The organism is Halohasta sp. A2 (assembly GCF_056175805.1).
In genome coordinates, this window is sequence record NZ_JAQFWV010000042.1 from 1 (window position 1) to 16,804 (window position 16,804).

Genomic DNA, 16,804 nt, shown 5'->3' on the forward strand with positions numbered 1-16,804 from the left:
TTAGCTAGCCGACGACACTGCTCAACGAAGTCGAGGAGATCGATCTCCATGGGCAGAGTCGAATTCCTCGGCTTCACGTTTCTAACCCGTGATATCAGCCGAATAGATCGCTATTCAACAGAGCATTTCGATCCGGCCTTTGGCGACGTTCAGCGGATTGCGGAGGTCGTGGCTCACGACGTTGGCGAACTTCTCCAAGCGCTCGTTTTGTCGCCTGAGTTCGGCTTGTCGGGCGTGGCGTTCGAGCGCGTACCGGACGGTTCGGTGAAGGACTGCCTCGTCGACCGAGTCCTTGAGCAGGTAGTCTTGGGCCCCGCGTTCGATCGCCTCGACGGCTACGGTGTCGTCTTTGAGTCCTGTCAGTACGATCACTGGAACTGGCGTGAGTTCCATGGTATCGTCGACGGCCTCGATGTATCGGTCGAGCGTTTCGAGACCGTTGCTTCCGGGCAGTCCAAGGTCGAGTAACACGAGGTCGAACGTCTCGGTCGTGAGCGCCTCCAACGCCTCATCGAGCGACGTCACATGGCTCACCGTCGACGGGGGAAACGACTCGCTCTGACTGGTCGTGAGATGGTGTTCGAACAGTCTAGCGTCGCCAGGGTTGTCCTCAATGAGCAGAATACGCAGCTCCTCGTCAGGACTGATAGACATCTCAGCTCTCCGGGAGCTTTACGACCTTGAACCAGAAGTTCTCCATCCGATTGACGATCTCGATGAAGCCGTCGAAGTCGACCGGTTTGGTCAGATAGGCGTTAGCGTTGAGTTGGTAGGATTTGGCGATATCTTCTTCGGACTCCGAACTGGTGAGGACGACCACCGGAATCCGGCCGAGGTTGTCGTCGTCAGCGAGCTCACGAAGCACGTCCTGGCCGTCCTTGCGCGGCATATTGAGGTCCAACAGGATGAGATCTGGTCGCGGCATGTCGGCGTACTCGCCTTCCTGTCTCAGGAACGACAGCGCGTCGACCCCGTCAGTGACAACGTGGAGGTTGTTGGCGAGCTTGCCCCGTTCGAGCGCTTTTTTCGTCAACATGACATCGCCCGGATTGTCCTCGGCCAGCAGGATTTCGACGGTCTCGTCGGCGGACGTCATCCCGTCACACCACCAATCGGACAGACTGTCTGTAAAGACTGAATTTGCATGAGGTTCGATACGCACTCACCGGGTTTAGCTATTCGTGTCTAACAATCGTGACGTCTGCCCGGATACCGGTTCGGTGACGCCGAGACGGCCGACCGACAGTTTATATACTGACTCTAGCTATAATTGTAGACATTAAATGAAACAGACTGTTTCGGCCGTTTTCGATGATCTGGGCAGCGGAATCACGCTTCACGATCCGGAGACGGGGGCTGTCGTTGGGGCCAACAGTCGACTCGAAGCGCTCTACGGCTATACGGAGGCCGAACTCAAGCGGATGGCGGTCGGCGACTACAGCGCGACCGACGAGGGGTTCACCCAGGCCGCTGCCGAGCGTCGCATTCGGGCGGCCGCCGGGGGCGAGCCACAGACCTTCGAGTGGCGGATCGAACGGCCGGACGGCCAGCGCATCTGGGTCAACGTCCAACTCGCACGAACCGAACTCGACGGCGAGGCGTACATCATTGCGGAGATCCAAGACATCACCGAGCGCAAACAACACCACCACGATCTCGAATCCGAGCGGGGATTCATCGACCAGAGCCTGGAGTCACTCAACGACGCTTTTTATATGCTGAACGTTGGCGGGGGGCTCGTACGCTGGAACTCGGCGCTGTCGACGGTCACGGAATACAGCGACGAGCAACTCGCCGACATGCACGCGCTGGACCTGTTTCGAGACGCCGACCGCGAGCGTGTCAGCGAGGCGATCGAGGAGGTCGTCGACAGCGGGTCGACGGTTGTCGAAGCCGAGTTAGTGACCAGCGATGGGCGGACGATTCCCCACGAGTTCACCGGGACACGGTTCACCGATACCGACGGCCACGTCCAGGGGATCATCGGTATTGGCCGTGACGTGACCGAGCGCCGTGACCAGCTCGACCGCCTCCAAAAACAGGAGACGGCGTTCCGCCAACTCCACCAGACGGCCTCGAAGACCGCGCCGTTCGACGAGAAGATCGCGGATCTACTGGAGTTCGGCCGCCAGTATATGGGTGTCGAACAGGGCTTTCTGACCCGGTTCGAAGACGGCACTCAGCGGATCGCCGTCGGCGTCGGGCCGAACGAGCAGCTTCAACAGGGGGCGACTGCCCCGTTTTCGGAATCGTACTGCCGCCACACCGTCAAACTTGAACGTAACGGGCCGTTGACCGTTCAAAATGCATCTCAGGAGGGATGGGCAGACGATCCCGCCTACGAGCGGTTCGGGCTGGCTTGTTATGCGGGCTCGACGATCACGGTCGGCGGCGAAACGGTCGGGACGATCTGTTTCGCCGATCGGAACCCCCAGGACAAACGCTTTACCGAGATCCAAAAAACGTTCATCGAACTGCTCAGCGAGTGGACGGCCTACGAGATGGAACGTGCCGAGCGCGAACACGAGTATCGCCGACTCACCGAGCGTATCTCGGATGCATACTACGCGATCGACGCCGACTTTCGAATCACCTACTGGAACGATAAGATCGCCGATCGCCACGGAATTCCCAGTGAGCAAGCCCACGGCGAGACCATCTGGGAACTGTTTCCCAAAGCCCAGGGGAGCATTATCGAACAGCGCTTTCGCGAGGCGATGGAGACCCAGGAGCCGAGGAGCTGTGAGTACTACTACGAACAGCTCGGCTACTGGACCCAACTGCAGATCTACCCAGACGCAAACGGGCTGGCGGTCATCTCGAAGGACATCACAGACCGCAAGGAGTACGAGGCCCAACTCGAACGCTCCAACGAGCGACTCCAAGAGTTCGCCTACATTCTTTCGCACGACCTGCAAGAGCCGCTGCGCATGGTTTCGAGCTACGTCGACCTCCTGGAGATCGAACTCGACGAGCATCTCGACGAGGAAACCCGGGAGTTCATGACATTCGCCGTCGACGGAGCCGACCGAATGCGCGGGATGATCGACGGGCTGCTGCAGTATTCTCGTGTCGAATCCAAGGGCAAAGAGTTCGCTGAGGTCGACGTTGGGGCTGTCGTCGAGGGTGTCGAGCAGAACCTCAAACTGGCGATCAGTGAGGCAAACGCCGAGTTGACAGCGGGCTCGCTGCCAACGGTTCGGGCCGACGGTGACCAACTCGGTCAACTGTTCCAGAATCTCGTTTCGAACGCCATTGAGCACGGCGCCGAAGGGACGACCATCGAGATCACTGCCGAGGAGACCGCCACCGGCTATCGCTTCGCGGTCAGCGATAACGGGCCAGGAATCCCAGCCGATGAGCGTGAGGACATCTTCGGGCTGTTCGACAAGGGCGTCGACAGCGATGGGACCGGCATTGGGCTGGCGGTCTGCGACCGGATCGTCAATCGCCACAACGGCTCTATCTGGGTCGAATCCACCTCCGGCGAGGGGTCGACGTTCTACTTTACGCTCCAAACCCAGTGACGGGGACGGAACGAAACCCTTTACAGTAGTTGCCCAGTAGAAGGAGGTGAGGGTTCGTGGGTTAGCTTGGCCATACTTCGGGCCTTGGGTGCCCGTGACCCCGGTTCGAATCCGGGCGAACCCATTAAACCGCCGAACGAAGTGAGGTGTGTTTTATTTTTTGTGAGCGCGGATTCGAAGCAGGGAGTGAAGTGAGCGATAGCGAACGGAACGACTGAGGTTCGAATCCAGTCGACTCCATTTCTGTACCGAATAATATGTGGGATCTATGCAGGGTCGACAACTTACAGCTCGGACAAACCTCTTATAAATAGGTCGCAGAAGACAACCGCGCAACCGGCGGCTATGAACACCGTCAAAGATCAAACTAGCGAGTAACTGTCGCCATCTTTCGAAATAATATCTTGCTTTCGGAGTGTTTTGAGAATGCTGTACAGAGAAATCTTCTTCATATTCAGGCTCTCTTGGAGTTCAGTGATCGTTGCGGTGCCGTTCATCGATAAAAACAGATAGACAAGCTTCGCACGCGGTGACCGGAGGTCGGCTGGAATAGACAGTGACTGTGTCGAGTGTTTGAGCATACACACTGATTAGGTTCGACAATAATAAAACCTCCCTACGACATCCGTCGTAATACCGGGGAGAAGTGCTCTGCAAGCCGATACCGTGGTTTGAGGCCAACTCCGAACCGTGTTTTGCACCGGTGGGTGGCCGACTGCGTCGACGAACGAGATTGGGTTTCGACTCCTGACGAACTCGTGGGAGTGGTTTTCAGTCATGGTTTATATGATCCCCCATAGTGAGTCGACCGAGTTGCTGGCGTAGTGAAATCATGTTTCTCCGTGGCTGGTGGATTGACTGTCGGCTGTTTCGACAGTGTAGTGAGCACGGACAGAGTATCACAATATAAACCGAGTGGCGAGAACGGTCTGAACAGTCGAGCGAAACCAATCGTGGGCGTCAGTAGCTGCGGATCTTCGGCTCGTAGGTCTTGTTCTCGCCTTCGAGAATGACTGGTCGGTACCAGAGTTCCGGCGAGCCATCGTTCCACGACAGCAGGGTGTGTTTGAGCCACTCGTCGTCCTTTCGCTCCTGGGCTTCGGCGCGCCAGTGAGCGCCGCGGAACTCCTCGCGGGCGAGCGCGCCCACGGTGATCGACTCGGCGAGATCCAGCAGGTTCTGAGTCTCGACGGTCTGCAGGAGATCCGTATTGAACGTCTGTGAGGGGTCCATGACCGACACGTTCTGATACTGATCACGGGCCTCGCGGATGTCGCGGAGCGCCTGTTTGAGGCCCTCCTCCTCGCGGAAGACGTTGACGTTCTGCGTCATCGTTTTCTGGACCTTCGCTCGGACCTCGGAGTGATGGATGCCGTCTTCTTTGTGTAGGAGATGGTCGATCCGTCGACGTTCGGCGTCGACAGTTTGTTCCAGTAGGGTATCCGGATCGGCCGAGCCGCCTGCGGCTACAGCCCCGCCATCCGCGACGGCGTCGCCGGGCGAGCCGGGTTCGCCGAGCTCGACCGGGCTGTCGATTTCGGCTGTCTCGTACTCGCCACGCTGGCCCGTCTCGATCTCCGCTGGCTCCATCTCCTTGCCTGCGGCGTGGTAGCCCGCCCGCTTTCCGAGAACAATGAGTTCGGGTAGCGCGTTGCCGCCGAGGCGGTTTGCGCCGTGAACCGACGCACAGGCGCACTCGCCAGCGGCGTACAGACCACCGACACAGGTCTCGCCGTTTTCGTCCGTCTCGATGCCGCCCATCGCGTAGTGCTGGCCGGGTTTGACCGGCATCGGCTCTTTGGTGGCGTCGACGCCCTCGAAATCCTCGGCGAGGTGGACGATGTTTTCCAGTCGGTCGATAATCCGGTCCTCGCCGAGATGGCGCATATCGAGGTGGACGTACTCGTCTTCGATTCCCCTGCCCTCGTTGACTTCAGTCAACTCAGCGCGGGAGACGACATCGCGTGAGGCCAGTTCGCCGGCGTTACTCGCGTAGCCGTGTTCGAACATGAAGCGTTCGCCCTCGGCGTTGTAGAGAATCCCGCCCTCGCCGCGGACGCCCTCGGAGATGAGCACGCCCGTCGACGGAAGCGACGTGGGGTGGAACTGAATGAACTCCATGTCTTCGAGCGGGACGCCCGCACGGTAGGCCATTGCTTGACCGTCACCGGTACACGAGACCGCATTGGTCGTGTGGTCGAACGCCTGACCGGGGCCACCGGTGGCGAGGATCACACCGTTTCGGGCCTTGAATCCCGACAGTTCGCCGGTCTGGACATCGTAGGCGACGACGCCGTGACAGGTCCGGTCCTCAGGTCGCTCCTCGTCAGTGACCGCGAGGTTGAGAACGTGCCACTCGTCATATACCTTGATGCCGCGTTTAACGAGCTGTTCGTAGAGCGTATGCAGCAGCTGGTGGCCCGTCTCGGCACCTGCGTAGGTGGTTCGGGGGAACGATAGTCCCCCAAAGGGTCGTTGTGAGACGCGGCCGTCCTCTTCGCGCGAAAAGGCCATCCCCCAGTGTTCGAGCTGGATGACCTCGTAGGGGCTGTCCTGACACAGGGTTTCGATCGCCGGGGCGTCGCCCAGATAGTCCGAGCCTTTCATCGTATCGTAGGCGTGGTCTTCCCAGGAGTCGCCCTCCCGGAGGGCGGCGTTGATGCCCCCTTCGGCCGCGCCCGTATGGCTCCGAACCGGGTGGAGCTTCGAGACGATCGCGACGTCCGCGCCCGCCTCCTGTGCGGCGATTGCTGCTCGGAGTCCCGCACCGCCCGCACCGACCACGATTACGTCGTGTTCATACATGATTTTACCAGAATTTGAGGTTCTTTTTGACTGCTTCGCGTTTCAGTTCCTGAATGTGCTCTGTGAGCGGAATATCCTTCGGACAGACGTTCGTACAGGAGAACTGGGTCTGACACCGCCAGACGCCGTGTTCCTGTTCGATCGTCTCTAAGCGCTCGGTTTTGCGGCTCTCGCCTTCGCGCTCGTCCATCGCGTACCGGTAGGCCTTGTTGAGCGCGGCCGGGCCAAGATACTGGTTGTCTCCGGCAGCGATGTTGCACGACGAAAAGCAGGCCGCACACCAGATACACCGCGTCGACATCTTGACTTTCTCGCGGTTTTCCCGACTCTGTCGCTGTTCTTCGAGTTCGCCCTCGGGCGTTTCGTCGGGATCGAAGAAGGGATCGACCGCCTCCATCTCGTCGTAGAAGTGCTCCATATCGACGACGAGATCCTTGACGACCTCCTGGTGTGGCAACGGCTCGATCCGGACCGGCTCATCGAGTTCCGACAGCTGTGTTTTGCAGCCCAACTGTTGCGAACCGTTGACGAAGAAGGCGTCCGACCCACAGATCGCCTGTCGACACGAGTGCCGAAAGGTCAGCGATGGGTCGTAGTTGTCTCGCGCGTAGATCAACGCGTCGAGAACGGTCATTCCCTTGACGAACGGCACGTGAAAGTCGTCGAACCGAGGTTCCTGTTTGTCTTCGACTTCGGGATCGTAACGGAACACCTTGATGTGCCGCGTCGGTTCGCTGCGTTTGGCCGCGGCATCGGCTTCGGCCTGTCGTTGGGCATCCCGACTGCGCCGGGCGGATTTGGCGTCATCGCGCCGCTGTTTGGTGGGTGGCGACGACGGCGTCTCGTCGACAGGCTGGTCGGCGGGCGGTTCTTCGGTTTCTTGCTGTGGTGGCTGTGTACTCATGGTTACAATCCGATTCCAGCCCATGCGTTTGCGGTTCGAACGCCCTGGACGAGCAGCAGCACGCTGGCGACGACGAGCGTCCACTTGACGGCCTGGCGCTTGGTGCCGGTCAACCCTTGGTTGATCAGCGCGTTGTAGACGCCGTTGACGCCGTGGAACGTCGCCGTAAACAGGAACAGGATCATCAGCGAGTAGTAGCTCAGCGTCTCCATGCGTGCCTGGCTCAGCGCGAACGTCACTTCGTCGGCGTGGTAGACGAAGTGCAGGAGGAAAAAGTGGAACGCGAGCACGACGACCAGAAACGCCGCCGTGATGCGCTGCCAGAGCCAGAGGCGTCCGCCTTTCGTAAACGAGGAGTAGTGCTCTGCCATTTAAAAGGCCCCCGCGAGGAAGGTCGGCACCGAGGCGACGGTGATCGCGCCGGTGAGGATCAAAGAGGCGTAGAAGCTCTTGTCCTGTGATTCAAGTCCGATACCCAGGTCGACCAGTAGGAGTCGGAGCCCGTTGAGGATGTGGAAGACGGCGACCGCGAGCAGGCCTACTTCGAGGATTCGAACCACGAGAAGGCTTTCGAGCGCGACGATCGTCGTCGTGTACACATCTTCGTTGGCCGCCAGCGTTGCCGCACCCTCGCCTGATGCTGGGATTGCGGTGCTGAGAACGGCGATGTGAGTGAACAGATAGCCCACAAGCACCCAGCCGGTGAACTTGTGAAAGATCCATGCCCACATGCCCGCCGAGAACTCCCGCCAACGGCCGAAGTCCTCAATGAGGCCCCGATTGTACGACTGACTCATGTCGTATGTGGATGTGTACCGGGGTGGTATAGAAGTTACGTCGTGGTGCGGGGAGTCGACCGCCTATATCAGACCTAATTCCGCGCTACAGATACCCGAGTCGGGTTCTCCATCGGAATTCGATACGCCTCGTTGCTGGTCAGCTTCAACCAATTGTTGTCAGGTCCCTCCGTCTGTCGACGGGCTCTGTTGGAGTTCGACCACGCGCCGCGTCGTGCCGCCGAGTTCGACCAGATGACACAGCGGATTGCCAGGATAGACGACCGGGTTTTCGAGAATGCCAACCATCAATCCGGTAAAGGGGGCGGTAACCGCGATGTTGTCGTCTTTGAACGGATTGGTGATCGTACAGATCACGTCGTCTTCGTGGACTAGCGCGCCACGGTCGTGGTGCATGTCGACGATCCCACCCACGTCGGCACGAATCCACGTTTTTTCGTGATCGCCGGTGATGATGGTGCGCCAGCCGGGCCACCGGACGGTCGTCTGGTCGAGCATCTCGTACTCCGCGAAGACGCTCTCGACGCCCGCGAGTGCCTCGTCGATCAGCGTGCGCTGGAAGCGGTGGGCCTCGCCCATTTCGATCGTAATGGTTGGAATCCCATCGCGGCTGGCTTCGCCGCGAAGCGTCCCGTCGGAGCCGTCGCTGTCGATGATGACATTGGTCCCAAAGGCGAGCGCGAGGCGGTGGACCTCGGGGTCAGCCATATCGGCCCGGACGTGGAGCATGTTGGTTCGCCCGCGTGTCGACGTATGGAGATCGATCCCGAAATCACAGGGCTCGATGAAGTTCGTGTAGATCTGGTGGGCCATCCGTTTGGCGCTCGTCGAGCCCTGTCGACCCGGAAACGAGCGATTGAGGTCTCGGTCGTAGATCGGGAGGTAGCGCTGTTGGGCCAGAAAGCCAGGGACGTTGAGGACGGGCATGCAGACGAGCGTGCCCGCGAGTTCCGAGAGATCCCAGTCGTGGGCGACCTCACGGACCACCTCGATGCCGTTTAGTTCGTCGCCGTGGGCGGCTGCCGAGAGAAAGCCGGTCGGGCCGGGGTGGCTGCCGTTGATTATCGTCACAGGGATGCGGACCGGATCGCCCAGATAGGTCTCGCTGATTCCGTACCGGATGTTCTGCGTCTCGCCCGGGTCGACCTTCCCCCCGTTGTAGGTGAAGGCCCCGTCGTCGCTCATTGCTCTCTGGTTAGACGGGGTGTATATAAATCCCCGCGCGGTCGGGTTTGTAGTGGCCACTCTGTAATGGATACTCACCGGCTGGCTAATCGTCCCGTTTATATTGGGCTCCTCACGATGGTCGGCGAGGTCTGTATCGTTCCGGTTTCAAACGAACCCTCGTAGGATTGAAGCATCAACATATGCTCGTTGGGGAGTGATCGACTCCGAGTTCCCCCGAGAACAGCTACGCGTCGAGATGGTCGACATTTCCCGAAAAGTCCACCTCCCACTCGCCGTTTCGGGTTTCGACCCGTGTCAGCCCGCACAGCGGCGCGTCGACACCCTCAGTCGACCCAACCAATCCACGCACGACACCACCAATGGTCAACCCGTGACCCACCATCAAGATTGTTCCATCGTGGGCCTCGATGATCCGACGGGCGGTCTCGCCAGCCCGCATTTCAGCTTCGTCGTGATCCTCGGGAAACTCGGGGACAACAAACGGATCGTGATCCGGCTGAATCGGGTCGAAGTAGTCGACCAGCGTTCGGTGTGAGAGCGTTTCGGGCTCGCTGTCGAACCATGCGGCGTTGCGGTGCTCGCCGAGGCCGGGTTCGAGCCACGCCTCCTGACCGATCTCCCCGTAGATTTCGGCGGTGGTCTGGACCGCCCGCAAAAACGGCGAGCAGTAGACCGCCTCGAAGTCGACGCCTCGCTCGGCGAAGAAGCGGCCGACGCGCCATGCCTGCCACCGACCGAGTTCGGTCAGCCCCGGATCGTGAATCCGGTCGGCAGTCAACTCCCAGTCGGGGTCGACCGTGTCCTGTCGCTGTCCGTGTCGGACCACCCAGACGTCCTGTGGCATGTGTGCATGAACCAAACGTTGGACAACTACTTGTCGGTGTCGTCGATCCGACGTGTGCTGAGTGGGCGTACGCCGATCCCACCCGGTTGGGACCGACCTAGTCACTCGCGTCGACTGTTTGGCTCTGGTAGAGTTCCAACATCGTGTCGTGAAGCTCACCGTTGGTCGCGAGCACGTCGCCCTCCATGATGTCCTCGATTGCGTCACTCTCGTCGAAATCAGTGACTTCACCGCCAGCTTCGTTGATTATGATGGTTCCGGCGGCGACGTCCACTTCTTTGAGATCTTGGACAGTCAGCGAGTCAAAGGCACCATCTGCGAGGAATGCCATATCGACTGCCGCAGCACCTAACTGTCTGATTCCGAGCGATGACGACACCAGTTCACGGAACATGAACAGGTACCGGAGGTCGTTGACGCCTTCGGCACTGTAGAACCCGACAGAGTTGTGTGACTCTTCGATGGTGTCGACGTCTGTCACAGACAGCGACATCATCGAATCGCCCTCGTCGTTCTCGCCGGTATCTTCGAACTTGATCGCTCCCTCACCGTCGACTGCCGCGTAGACCTCCTCGCGCGGCGAGTAGTAGATCAAACCCATGTAGGGCTCTCCGTCTTCGAGCAGCGCGATCGAGACGCAGAAATGTGGAATTCCACGGACGAAATTCGTGGTTCCATCGAGCGGATCGATAATCCAAAGGTAGTCTCCCTCGAACTCGCCGCCTTCTTCCTCGCCGAACAGGACGTGACCTTCGTCTTCGAAGTCATCGCCCAGTTCGTCTTCGATCGTGTCTCTGATCGCTGCCTCCGAATCTTCGTCGACTTCGGTAACCAGTTGTTGGGGTTCTTTTTCTTCGGCCTCCAGGACCTCTCCGAAGTTGTCCATGTGAATTTCGGCGGCCTCTCGTGCCGCTTCGAGTGCTATCTGAACGTATCTATCTTCGAGGACATCCGAGTCTTCCTCGTCATCCGACTCTTCTGCACTCGCGGTTGTACTCCATTCGAGTGAGCCAATTCCCGCCGCAGTGCCGACTGCGCCAAGCGCCATCAGTGTTTGGCGACGGCTCTGACTGATTGCCTCTGCGTGACCCGGTGCAGCTTCTTGCGTGTTATTTTCGTGCATTGCTTGCAGACAATCGACGGCCAGATTCATAACAACTGTTTAAAATATTGGGAGTATCATAATAATTAATAATGGAGATTAGGGCTGCAATGATTGCTCGCGCTGGGTGTCGACCCCACAGAAACGCTGCTGTGTTGAACCATGACTCCAGTTACACCATGTGATAGCCAACTAGCAGTCGCAGTCCTACCTGTCGACGCACAGGCTGAACAACCCGTTTCGGAATATATCAAAACTATAATATGTATGGCTGGTCGTAATCGCATGCTACACGCATCGGCATTTCTTTGGCACCGTATCCGGTATTTATCTGTATGAGCAATCAAGAGCCGGTACGTGTTGGTGTTCTGTCACTCCATAACAGCAAGGAGACGAAAGCGATTCTGAACGCTGTCGAGGACCTCGGCCACGAGCCGATCTGGCTTCGGCGCGAAAACACCGCCATCAGCATCGACGATAGCGAGGTTACACTGGAGCCCGATGTCGACATCATCGCCAACCGTTTGCTGTTGTCGAACACCGAAGAGCCGGCCGAAGGCCTCGGCCTCGCGGCCACGTTCGACCGGATTCGACCGATGCTCAACACACCTGACGCCGTGCTGGCGTCGATCCACAAGTTCGCTACGGGCGCGACACTGGCCGACTGGAACATCCGCGTGCCAAACGCGCTGCTCGCACTCTCGAACGAACGGCTCAACGACGGCCGCGAACAGTTCGGCGACGTTGGTGTGTACAAAACCGCCATCGGCACCCATGGCGGCGGCACGTGGAAAGTCGACCTCACCGAGCCGGTCAACCCGAAAGTCGGCAACCGACAGGCGTTCCTCCAAGAACTCATCGACCGCGACGATCAGAAACACCGCGATCTCCGGATCTACGTCGTCGGCGAACAGATTATCGGGGCGATGTACCGGTACGCTCCCGAGGGCGACTGGCGGACCAACGTCGCACTGGGCGGTGCGGTCAAGGATGCGACCGACGATCTGCCCGAGGAGGCCGCCGAGACCGCGCTGTACGCCAGCGAGGTGTTGGGGCTCGATTACGCTGGGGTCGACCTCGTCGAGGGCCACGACGGCTGGTTCGTGCTCGAAGTCAACCCCACCGCGGGATTCAAAGGCCTCTACAAAGCCACCGAGACGAGTCCCGCACCGTACATCGCCCAACTCGCGATCGAGCGCGCCGGCGGCGAGGTCGACCCCGAGCGCGTCGAGGGGCTGTCGGCCACGCTCGACGATTCGATGCCGTCGTCGATGCCACGTCCCGAGCCACCGTCGACCGACGAAACGCCGCTAATCGGCTACATCGAGGAGGTCGTCGTTATCGGTACCAGCGGCTCGAAACAGACGAACGCGAAATCCGACACGGGCGCGACACGGAGCAGTATCGACACTCGACTCGCCGCGGAGATCGGTGCCGGTCCGATCAAGAGCATGACCCGAATCCGGTCGGGAAGCCACAAAGGTGGGAAAGCTCGACCCGTGGTCGACCTCGTGATCGGGATCGGCGGCAACCAACACACCGTCACCGCCAGCGTTGAGGATCGCGGCCACATGGACTATCCGCTCTTGCTCGGCCGGGATATCCTCCAGCACTACCGTGTCGACGTCCGCCGCCGGGCCGACAGCGACCGACCCGATGACGATGAGGAGTTCCTCGAAGAGTGACTGTTCAATTGATCAGGTAGTCTTTCGAGCGAGGAAAACGTTGAATCACGTCGACGTTGAGCCACCGATATGGAGCTAGCAGACGTGTCGACCGTCTCGGTGCTCGGTGCCGGAAACATGGGCCACGGAATCGCCGAGGTCGCCGCGTTGGCGGGCTACAGTGTAACGCTACGGGATATCTCCGAAGAACTCGTCGAATCTGGCTTGGAACAGATCGAATGGAGCCTCAACAAGCTCGCCGAAAAGGGTCGACTTTCGGCAGCCGAGGCCGAGGCCGCCTTCGATCGTGTCACGCCGGTCGTCGACATGGAGGCGGCCGTCTCGGAGGCCGACGTCGTCATCGAGGTGGTCCCGGAGGTGATGGAGATCAAAACCGACGTGTTCAGCGAGGTCGCCGACCACGCCCCGGACCACGCGATTTTTGCGACCAACACGTCGAGTCTGTCGATCACCCAGCTCTCGGAGGCAACCGACCGCCCCGATCGATTCTGCGGGATGCACTTTTTCAATCCGCCGGTCAGAATGCCGCTGATCGAGGTTATCGCCGGAAACCATTCGGACGAACAGACGCTCGAACTCGTCGAAGCGCTGGCCGACTCGATGGACAAAACCCCGGTCCGCGTTCACAAGGACAGCCCCGGCTTCATCGTTAACCGCGTGCTTATTCCGTTTATCAACGAGGCGGCGTGGCTCGTCGACGAGGGCACGGCGACGATCGCCGAGGTCGACGCGACGACGACGTTCGATATGGGCCTGCCGATGGGCGCGCTCGAGCTGGCCGATCAGATCGGGATCGACGTCAGCTACCACGTTCTCGACTACCTGTACGAAACGCTCGGCGAGGCGTACCGACCCTGCCCACTGCTTGCCGAGAAGGTCGAGGCCAACGAGATCGGCAAAAAAGCCGGCAGGGGGTTTTACGACTACGACAACGGGGGCGTCGACGTTCAGCCGAACGCCGGTCGACAGGAGATCGCCGACCGTCTGCTGGCGCTAATGGCGAACGAGGTCGCCGGGCTCGTCGAAGGCGAAGTGGCCGACGTGAATGCCATCGACCGGGCGATGCAACTCGGTGCTGGCTTCCCCGACGGCCCCGCGAAAATGGCAGACAGCCGCGGACTTGAACCGCTCGTGCGGACGCTGGACGAGCGACTCGACGCGACGGGCGAACCACGCTACGAGGTGGTCGACCTGCTCTCCGACCTCGCCGCCGAGGATGAACAGTTCTATGGGTCCGGCGACGAGGACAGCCCCATGGAGTTCGAAACGATTCGGATCGACCGTGAGGGATCCGTTGCGCGGATCGTCGTCGACCGTCCACACCAGATGAACACGATCAGCGCCGAGTTACTCGACGAGCTCTCGAGCGCCGTCGACGAGTTGGATGCCGACATCGAGGTTCGGTGTCTCCTCATCACAGGAGCTGGCGACCGGGCGTTTTCGGCCGGTGCGGACGTCTCCAGTATGGCCGCCGACGCCGACCCGATCGAGATCACCGAACTCGCGCGGACCGGCCAGCGAACATTCGGCCAGCTCGAAGCCTGTGATACACCCGTGGTGGCGGCCATCGATGGCTACTGTCTCGGCGGCGGCATGGAGCTCGCGACGGCCGCGGACCTCCGCATCGCCAGCGAGCGCGCCGAGTTCGGCCAGCCCGAACACAAACTCGGGCTCCTGCCGGGCTGGGGTGGCACCCAGCGACTCAGCCACCTGATCGGCGAGAGCCGCGCCAGAGAAATTATTTTCACCGGCGACCGGTACAGCGCCGACCAGATGGCCGACTACGGGTTTCTGACCGATGTAGTCGACGTCGACGACTTCGAGGAGGCCGCACTCGAGTTGGCAGAAAAACTAGCTGCAGGACCGCCGATCGCTCAAAAGTATACCAAACGCGCGATGCTGGCTGGCCGCGAAAACACCGATGCCGGGCTCGAAATCGAGGCCCAGGCGTTCGGGCTCCTGATGGATACCGAGGATCTTGTCGAAGGGATGACCGCCTTTATGAACGACGACGACCCCGAGTTCACTGGAAACTGATGCGTTTGTGGGTGGCTGGTGGCTTGGCCGGTCGACGTCTGGTGGTCTGATAGACAGACACACAGGGCGAGCGATTGATGAGATTTATATGTACGTACTTCATCGGCTGTAATGCGGAACGCTCGATTGGTGTAGTCCGGCCAATCATCTTGGCCTTTCGAGCCGAGGACCAGGGTTCAAATCCCTGATCGAGCATTACAGTGAGCGCCACACTGTGGCGCGAAACAAACGCTCAGAAGAGAATTTGAGCAACCGGGTTCGAATGATTCGATATCTTATAACTGCTGACTACTTCGAGTAATTCTGCACTTGAACAGTATCTCACCTACGGCTAAATTTAGCGAGTCGACACTCGTCTCTTTGTTACGGGGTTCAGTGGCCAACAGTCACGATGTCGACCGAGCAAGAGTTGGTGGCAAGTGACTACGGCCCAGGAATTTGGTCAAGTGCTTCGGTCAACTCGTCGCGGTCTGGAAGCACGAAGATCTGACACTGCGTTTCTCGGCCACCGATTTCGATCGCTGAATCGATCGCAAACGCGTACTCCTGATTCCCGTCCAGCCGGCCAATGATATCTTGCATCACTTCCGCCCCCGGTCCGTGGACGTACTCCGGCGGCGTGTGGTCGATCTTCGTCTGAAGCGTATTCGCCCAGCCGTCAATGAAACCGCTGGTGAGAATGTTACCCAACTCCTCGATTGCTGGCTTCAGCATTGAGTCGGCAACCGAATCCCCTGGCATCATCGCCGATGCGACGGCGTTTGCTGAGGCCTCGTCGAATAGCAGGAGGAAGTAGCCACTCGGGAGCCCACTCATCTCGAATACAGAGCCGACGTACGTCTGCTGACCGAGGTTTGAGGCCATCTTGGATAGCTCCATGAACCGCAGTTGGCTCACGTCGACGTCTGTTGTGAGCCCGGTGAGCATCGAAATCTGCTCTGAGGCGCGCATTGCGCTTTGTTCGGCGAAATCATTGAATACCGTGAGTTTCTCGGCTGGAATCGTCGGGCCTTCGGATCGCGCGGCAAGCAACCTGACGAACTCGTCGTACTGCGGGATCAAAAACAGTGGAACCGAGAGATCGGTATTCGCCGCTTCGAGTTGGCTTTCGAAGAGGAACACGCCCTCATCGGCCGCCTCACGACGGGTTAGTCGCGGGAGAATGCGGGTGCCTGCGGCTTCGAGATACGTCGGAGGCGTTATATCGACTTCAATGCCCAGATGGTTCGCCCACCCGTCGACGAAGCCACCGATCATAATATTGCCAATCTCGGAAAACGCACCGCCCGACATCGTCCCGACAGACGACGCACCAGGAATTTGTTGTCTAACCTGATTGGCCGAGTCGGGTTCGAAAATCAACACTGTTTCGCCCGAGATGCCGCCGCTAAGGCCGACTTGTACCCCGACGTACTGATGACCAGCGAAGATCTCTTGCAGCACGGATTCTGTGACGAGGCTTACACCGGTCATCTCGTTGCGAATTTGTAGCCCCGTGAGCTGTGAGAGCGACGTCGCTGAGCGATTGGCTCCGCGGGCAGCCAAGAGACTGAACTGTTCGAGCTGATTGATTTCGATTCTCATCGGGAGTATACTCCAGTCTCTGCGTGAGGTAGAGCGACTACCTGATACAGCGCGGAAGATCGAGAGACGCTCTCAATCGTTATGTGGTTCCACCAAGGGATCCATTCAACTTTCACGATACTATTGTTCGTGAGAGTGTAAATCAAGATGTTGGTTACATATGGGCATCACAAACAGAAACGTATGTGCCACTAACAATTTGACACTCGCTTAATCAGTTCCCCGACTATGTTTTGAATAGGATATCTGGGGACTGTATCGGCATAGCCAAACTATTGGGTACGATTGCTGGCAATGTCGACACACAATCGTTTTCTTGGGACGATACCTA

The 16,804-nt window shown here is 59.2% G+C and carries 14 protein-coding genes and 2 tRNA genes; 5 read left to right on the top strand and 11 right to left on the bottom strand.

What is annotated here, in order from left to right:
- Positions 1 to 114: 114 nt before the first annotated feature.
- Both O2S87_RS12100 and O2S87_RS12105 read right to left on the bottom strand, forming a co-directional pair.
- The gene (locus O2S87_RS12100; RefSeq protein WP_475409048.1) at positions 115 to 654 is read right to left on the bottom strand and encodes a response regulator; all 540 of its coding nucleotides are present in this window, start codon (positions 652 to 654) and stop codon (positions 115 to 117) included.
- Position 655: 1 nt separating this feature from the next.
- Entirely contained in the window at positions 656 to 1,096 is a 441-nt protein-coding gene (locus O2S87_RS12105) for a response regulator (RefSeq protein ID WP_475409049.1), read from the bottom strand.
- Positions 1,097 to 1,283: 187 nt separating this feature from the next.
- Between O2S87_RS12105 and O2S87_RS12110 the strand changes: the two genes are divergently transcribed.
- Positions 1,284 to 3,527: a PAS domain-containing sensor histidine kinase gene (locus O2S87_RS12110; RefSeq protein ID WP_475409050.1), complete on the top strand. Its 2,244-nt coding sequence runs from the start codon at positions 1,284 to 1,286 to the stop codon at positions 3,525 to 3,527.
- A 50-nt stretch (positions 3,528 to 3,577) separates the two neighbouring features.
- Positions 3,578 to 3,651, top strand: a tRNA-Pro gene (locus O2S87_RS12115).
- 238 nt (positions 3,652 to 3,889) lie between these two features.
- Here the strand turns inward: O2S87_RS12115 and O2S87_RS12120 are convergent.
- The 8 genes from O2S87_RS12120 to O2S87_RS12155 all read right to left on the bottom strand — a co-directional run bounded on the left by O2S87_RS12120 (position 3,890) and on the right by O2S87_RS12155 (position 11,188).
- Positions 3,890 to 4,108: a TrmB family transcriptional regulator gene (locus tag O2S87_RS12120; RefSeq protein WP_475409051.1), complete on the bottom strand. Its 219-nt coding sequence runs from the start codon at positions 4,106 to 4,108 to the stop codon at positions 3,890 to 3,892.
- A 379-nt stretch (positions 4,109 to 4,487) separates the two neighbouring features.
- On the bottom strand, positions 4,488 to 6,332 hold the full coding sequence (locus O2S87_RS12125) for an FAD-binding protein (RefSeq protein ID WP_475409052.1): 1,845 nt from the start codon (positions 6,330 to 6,332) through the stop codon (positions 4,488 to 4,490).
- 4 nt (positions 6,333 to 6,336) lie between these two features.
- Positions 6,337 to 7,236, bottom strand: a complete 900-nt coding sequence (locus O2S87_RS12130; RefSeq protein ID WP_475409053.1) for a succinate dehydrogenase/fumarate reductase iron-sulfur subunit — start codon at positions 7,234 to 7,236, stop codon at positions 6,337 to 6,339.
- A 2-nt stretch (positions 7,237 to 7,238) separates the two neighbouring features.
- A complete protein-coding gene (locus O2S87_RS12135) occupies positions 7,239 to 7,607 on the bottom strand; it encodes a succinate dehydrogenase/fumarate reductase transmembrane subunit (protein ID WP_475409054.1) in 369 nt (122 codons plus the stop codon).
- The gene (gene sdhC, locus O2S87_RS12140; protein ID WP_475409055.1) at positions 7,608 to 8,033 is read right to left on the bottom strand and encodes a succinate dehydrogenase, cytochrome b556 subunit; all 426 of its coding nucleotides are present in this window, start codon (positions 8,031 to 8,033) and stop codon (positions 7,608 to 7,610) included.
- A 159-nt stretch (positions 8,034 to 8,192) separates the two neighbouring features.
- Entirely contained in the window at positions 8,193 to 9,218 is a 1,026-nt protein-coding gene (locus tag O2S87_RS12145) for a succinylglutamate desuccinylase/aspartoacylase family protein (protein WP_475409056.1), read from the bottom strand.
- A 226-nt stretch (positions 9,219 to 9,444) separates the two neighbouring features.
- Complete coding sequence (locus O2S87_RS12150) at positions 9,445 to 10,065, bottom strand: histidine phosphatase family protein (protein WP_475409057.1); 621 nt, start codon at positions 10,063 to 10,065, stop codon at positions 9,445 to 9,447.
- Positions 10,066 to 10,162: 97 nt separating this feature from the next.
- Complete coding sequence (locus tag O2S87_RS12155; RefSeq protein WP_475409058.1) at positions 10,163 to 11,188, bottom strand: inositol monophosphatase family protein; 1,026 nt, start codon at positions 11,186 to 11,188, stop codon at positions 10,163 to 10,165.
- A gap of 314 nt (positions 11,189 to 11,502) precedes the next feature.
- Here O2S87_RS12155 and O2S87_RS12160 point away from each other — a divergent pair, with 314 nt between their 5' ends.
- From O2S87_RS12160 to O2S87_RS12170, 3 genes are all read left to right on the top strand, one after another.
- Positions 11,503 to 12,852, top strand: a complete 1,350-nt coding sequence (locus O2S87_RS12160; RefSeq protein ID WP_475409059.1) for a putative ATP-dependent zinc protease — start codon at positions 11,503 to 11,505, stop codon at positions 12,850 to 12,852.
- A 69-nt stretch (positions 12,853 to 12,921) separates the two neighbouring features.
- On the top strand, positions 12,922 to 14,889 hold the full coding sequence (locus O2S87_RS12165; protein WP_475409060.1) for a 3-hydroxyacyl-CoA dehydrogenase/enoyl-CoA hydratase family protein: 1,968 nt from the start codon (positions 12,922 to 12,924) through the stop codon (positions 14,887 to 14,889).
- A gap of 120 nt (positions 14,890 to 15,009) precedes the next feature.
- Positions 15,010 to 15,084 (top strand) — tRNA-Glu (locus tag O2S87_RS12170).
- A 228-nt stretch (positions 15,085 to 15,312) separates the two neighbouring features.
- Here the strand turns inward: O2S87_RS12170 and O2S87_RS12175 are convergent.
- Positions 15,313 to 16,473 (bottom strand): chemotaxis protein CheC, encoded by a 1,161-nt coding sequence (locus tag O2S87_RS12175; protein WP_475409061.1) that lies wholly within the window; start codon positions 16,471 to 16,473, stop codon positions 15,313 to 15,315.
- Between the last annotated feature and the right edge of the window lie 331 nt (positions 16,474 to 16,804).

Coding starts and splice junctions, on each gene's coding strand:
- O2S87_RS12110 (WP_475409050.1), top strand. CDS start 1,284: ATGAAACAGACTGTTTCGGCCGTTTTCGATGATCTGGGCAGCGGAATC.
- O2S87_RS12150 (WP_475409057.1), bottom strand. CDS start 10,065: ATGCCACAGGACGTCTGGGTGGTCCGACACGGACAGCGACAGGACACG.
- O2S87_RS12165 (WP_475409060.1), top strand. CDS start 12,922: ATGGAGCTAGCAGACGTGTCGACCGTCTCGGTGCTCGGTGCCGGAAAC.
- O2S87_RS12105 (WP_475409049.1), bottom strand. CDS start 1,096: ATGACGTCCGCCGACGAGACCGTCGAAATCCTGCTGGCCGAGGACAAT.
- O2S87_RS12155 (WP_475409058.1), bottom strand. CDS start 11,188: ATGCACGAAAATAACACGCAAGAAGCTGCACCGGGTCACGCAGAGGCA.
- O2S87_RS12100 (WP_475409048.1), bottom strand. CDS start 654: ATGTCTATCAGTCCTGACGAGGAGCTGCGTATTCTGCTCATTGAGGAC.
- O2S87_RS12130 (WP_475409053.1), bottom strand. CDS start 7,236: ATGAGTACACAGCCACCACAGCAAGAAACCGAAGAACCGCCCGCCGAC.
- O2S87_RS12175 (WP_475409061.1), bottom strand. CDS start 16,473: ATGAGAATCGAAATCAATCAGCTCGAACAGTTCAGTCTCTTGGCTGCC.
- O2S87_RS12145 (WP_475409056.1), bottom strand. CDS start 9,218: ATGAGCGACGACGGGGCCTTCACCTACAACGGGGGGAAGGTCGACCCG.
- O2S87_RS12135 (WP_475409054.1), bottom strand. CDS start 7,607: ATGGCAGAGCACTACTCCTCGTTTACGAAAGGCGGACGCCTCTGGCTC.
- sdhC (WP_475409055.1), bottom strand. CDS start 8,033: ATGAGTCAGTCGTACAATCGGGGCCTCATTGAGGACTTCGGCCGTTGG.
- O2S87_RS12125 (WP_475409052.1), bottom strand. CDS start 6,332: ATGTATGAACACGACGTAATCGTGGTCGGTGCGGGCGGTGCGGGACTC.
- O2S87_RS12120 (WP_475409051.1), bottom strand. CDS start 4,108: ATGCTCAAACACTCGACACAGTCACTGTCTATTCCAGCCGACCTCCGG.
- O2S87_RS12160 (WP_475409059.1), top strand. CDS start 11,503: ATGAGCAATCAAGAGCCGGTACGTGTTGGTGTTCTGTCACTCCATAAC.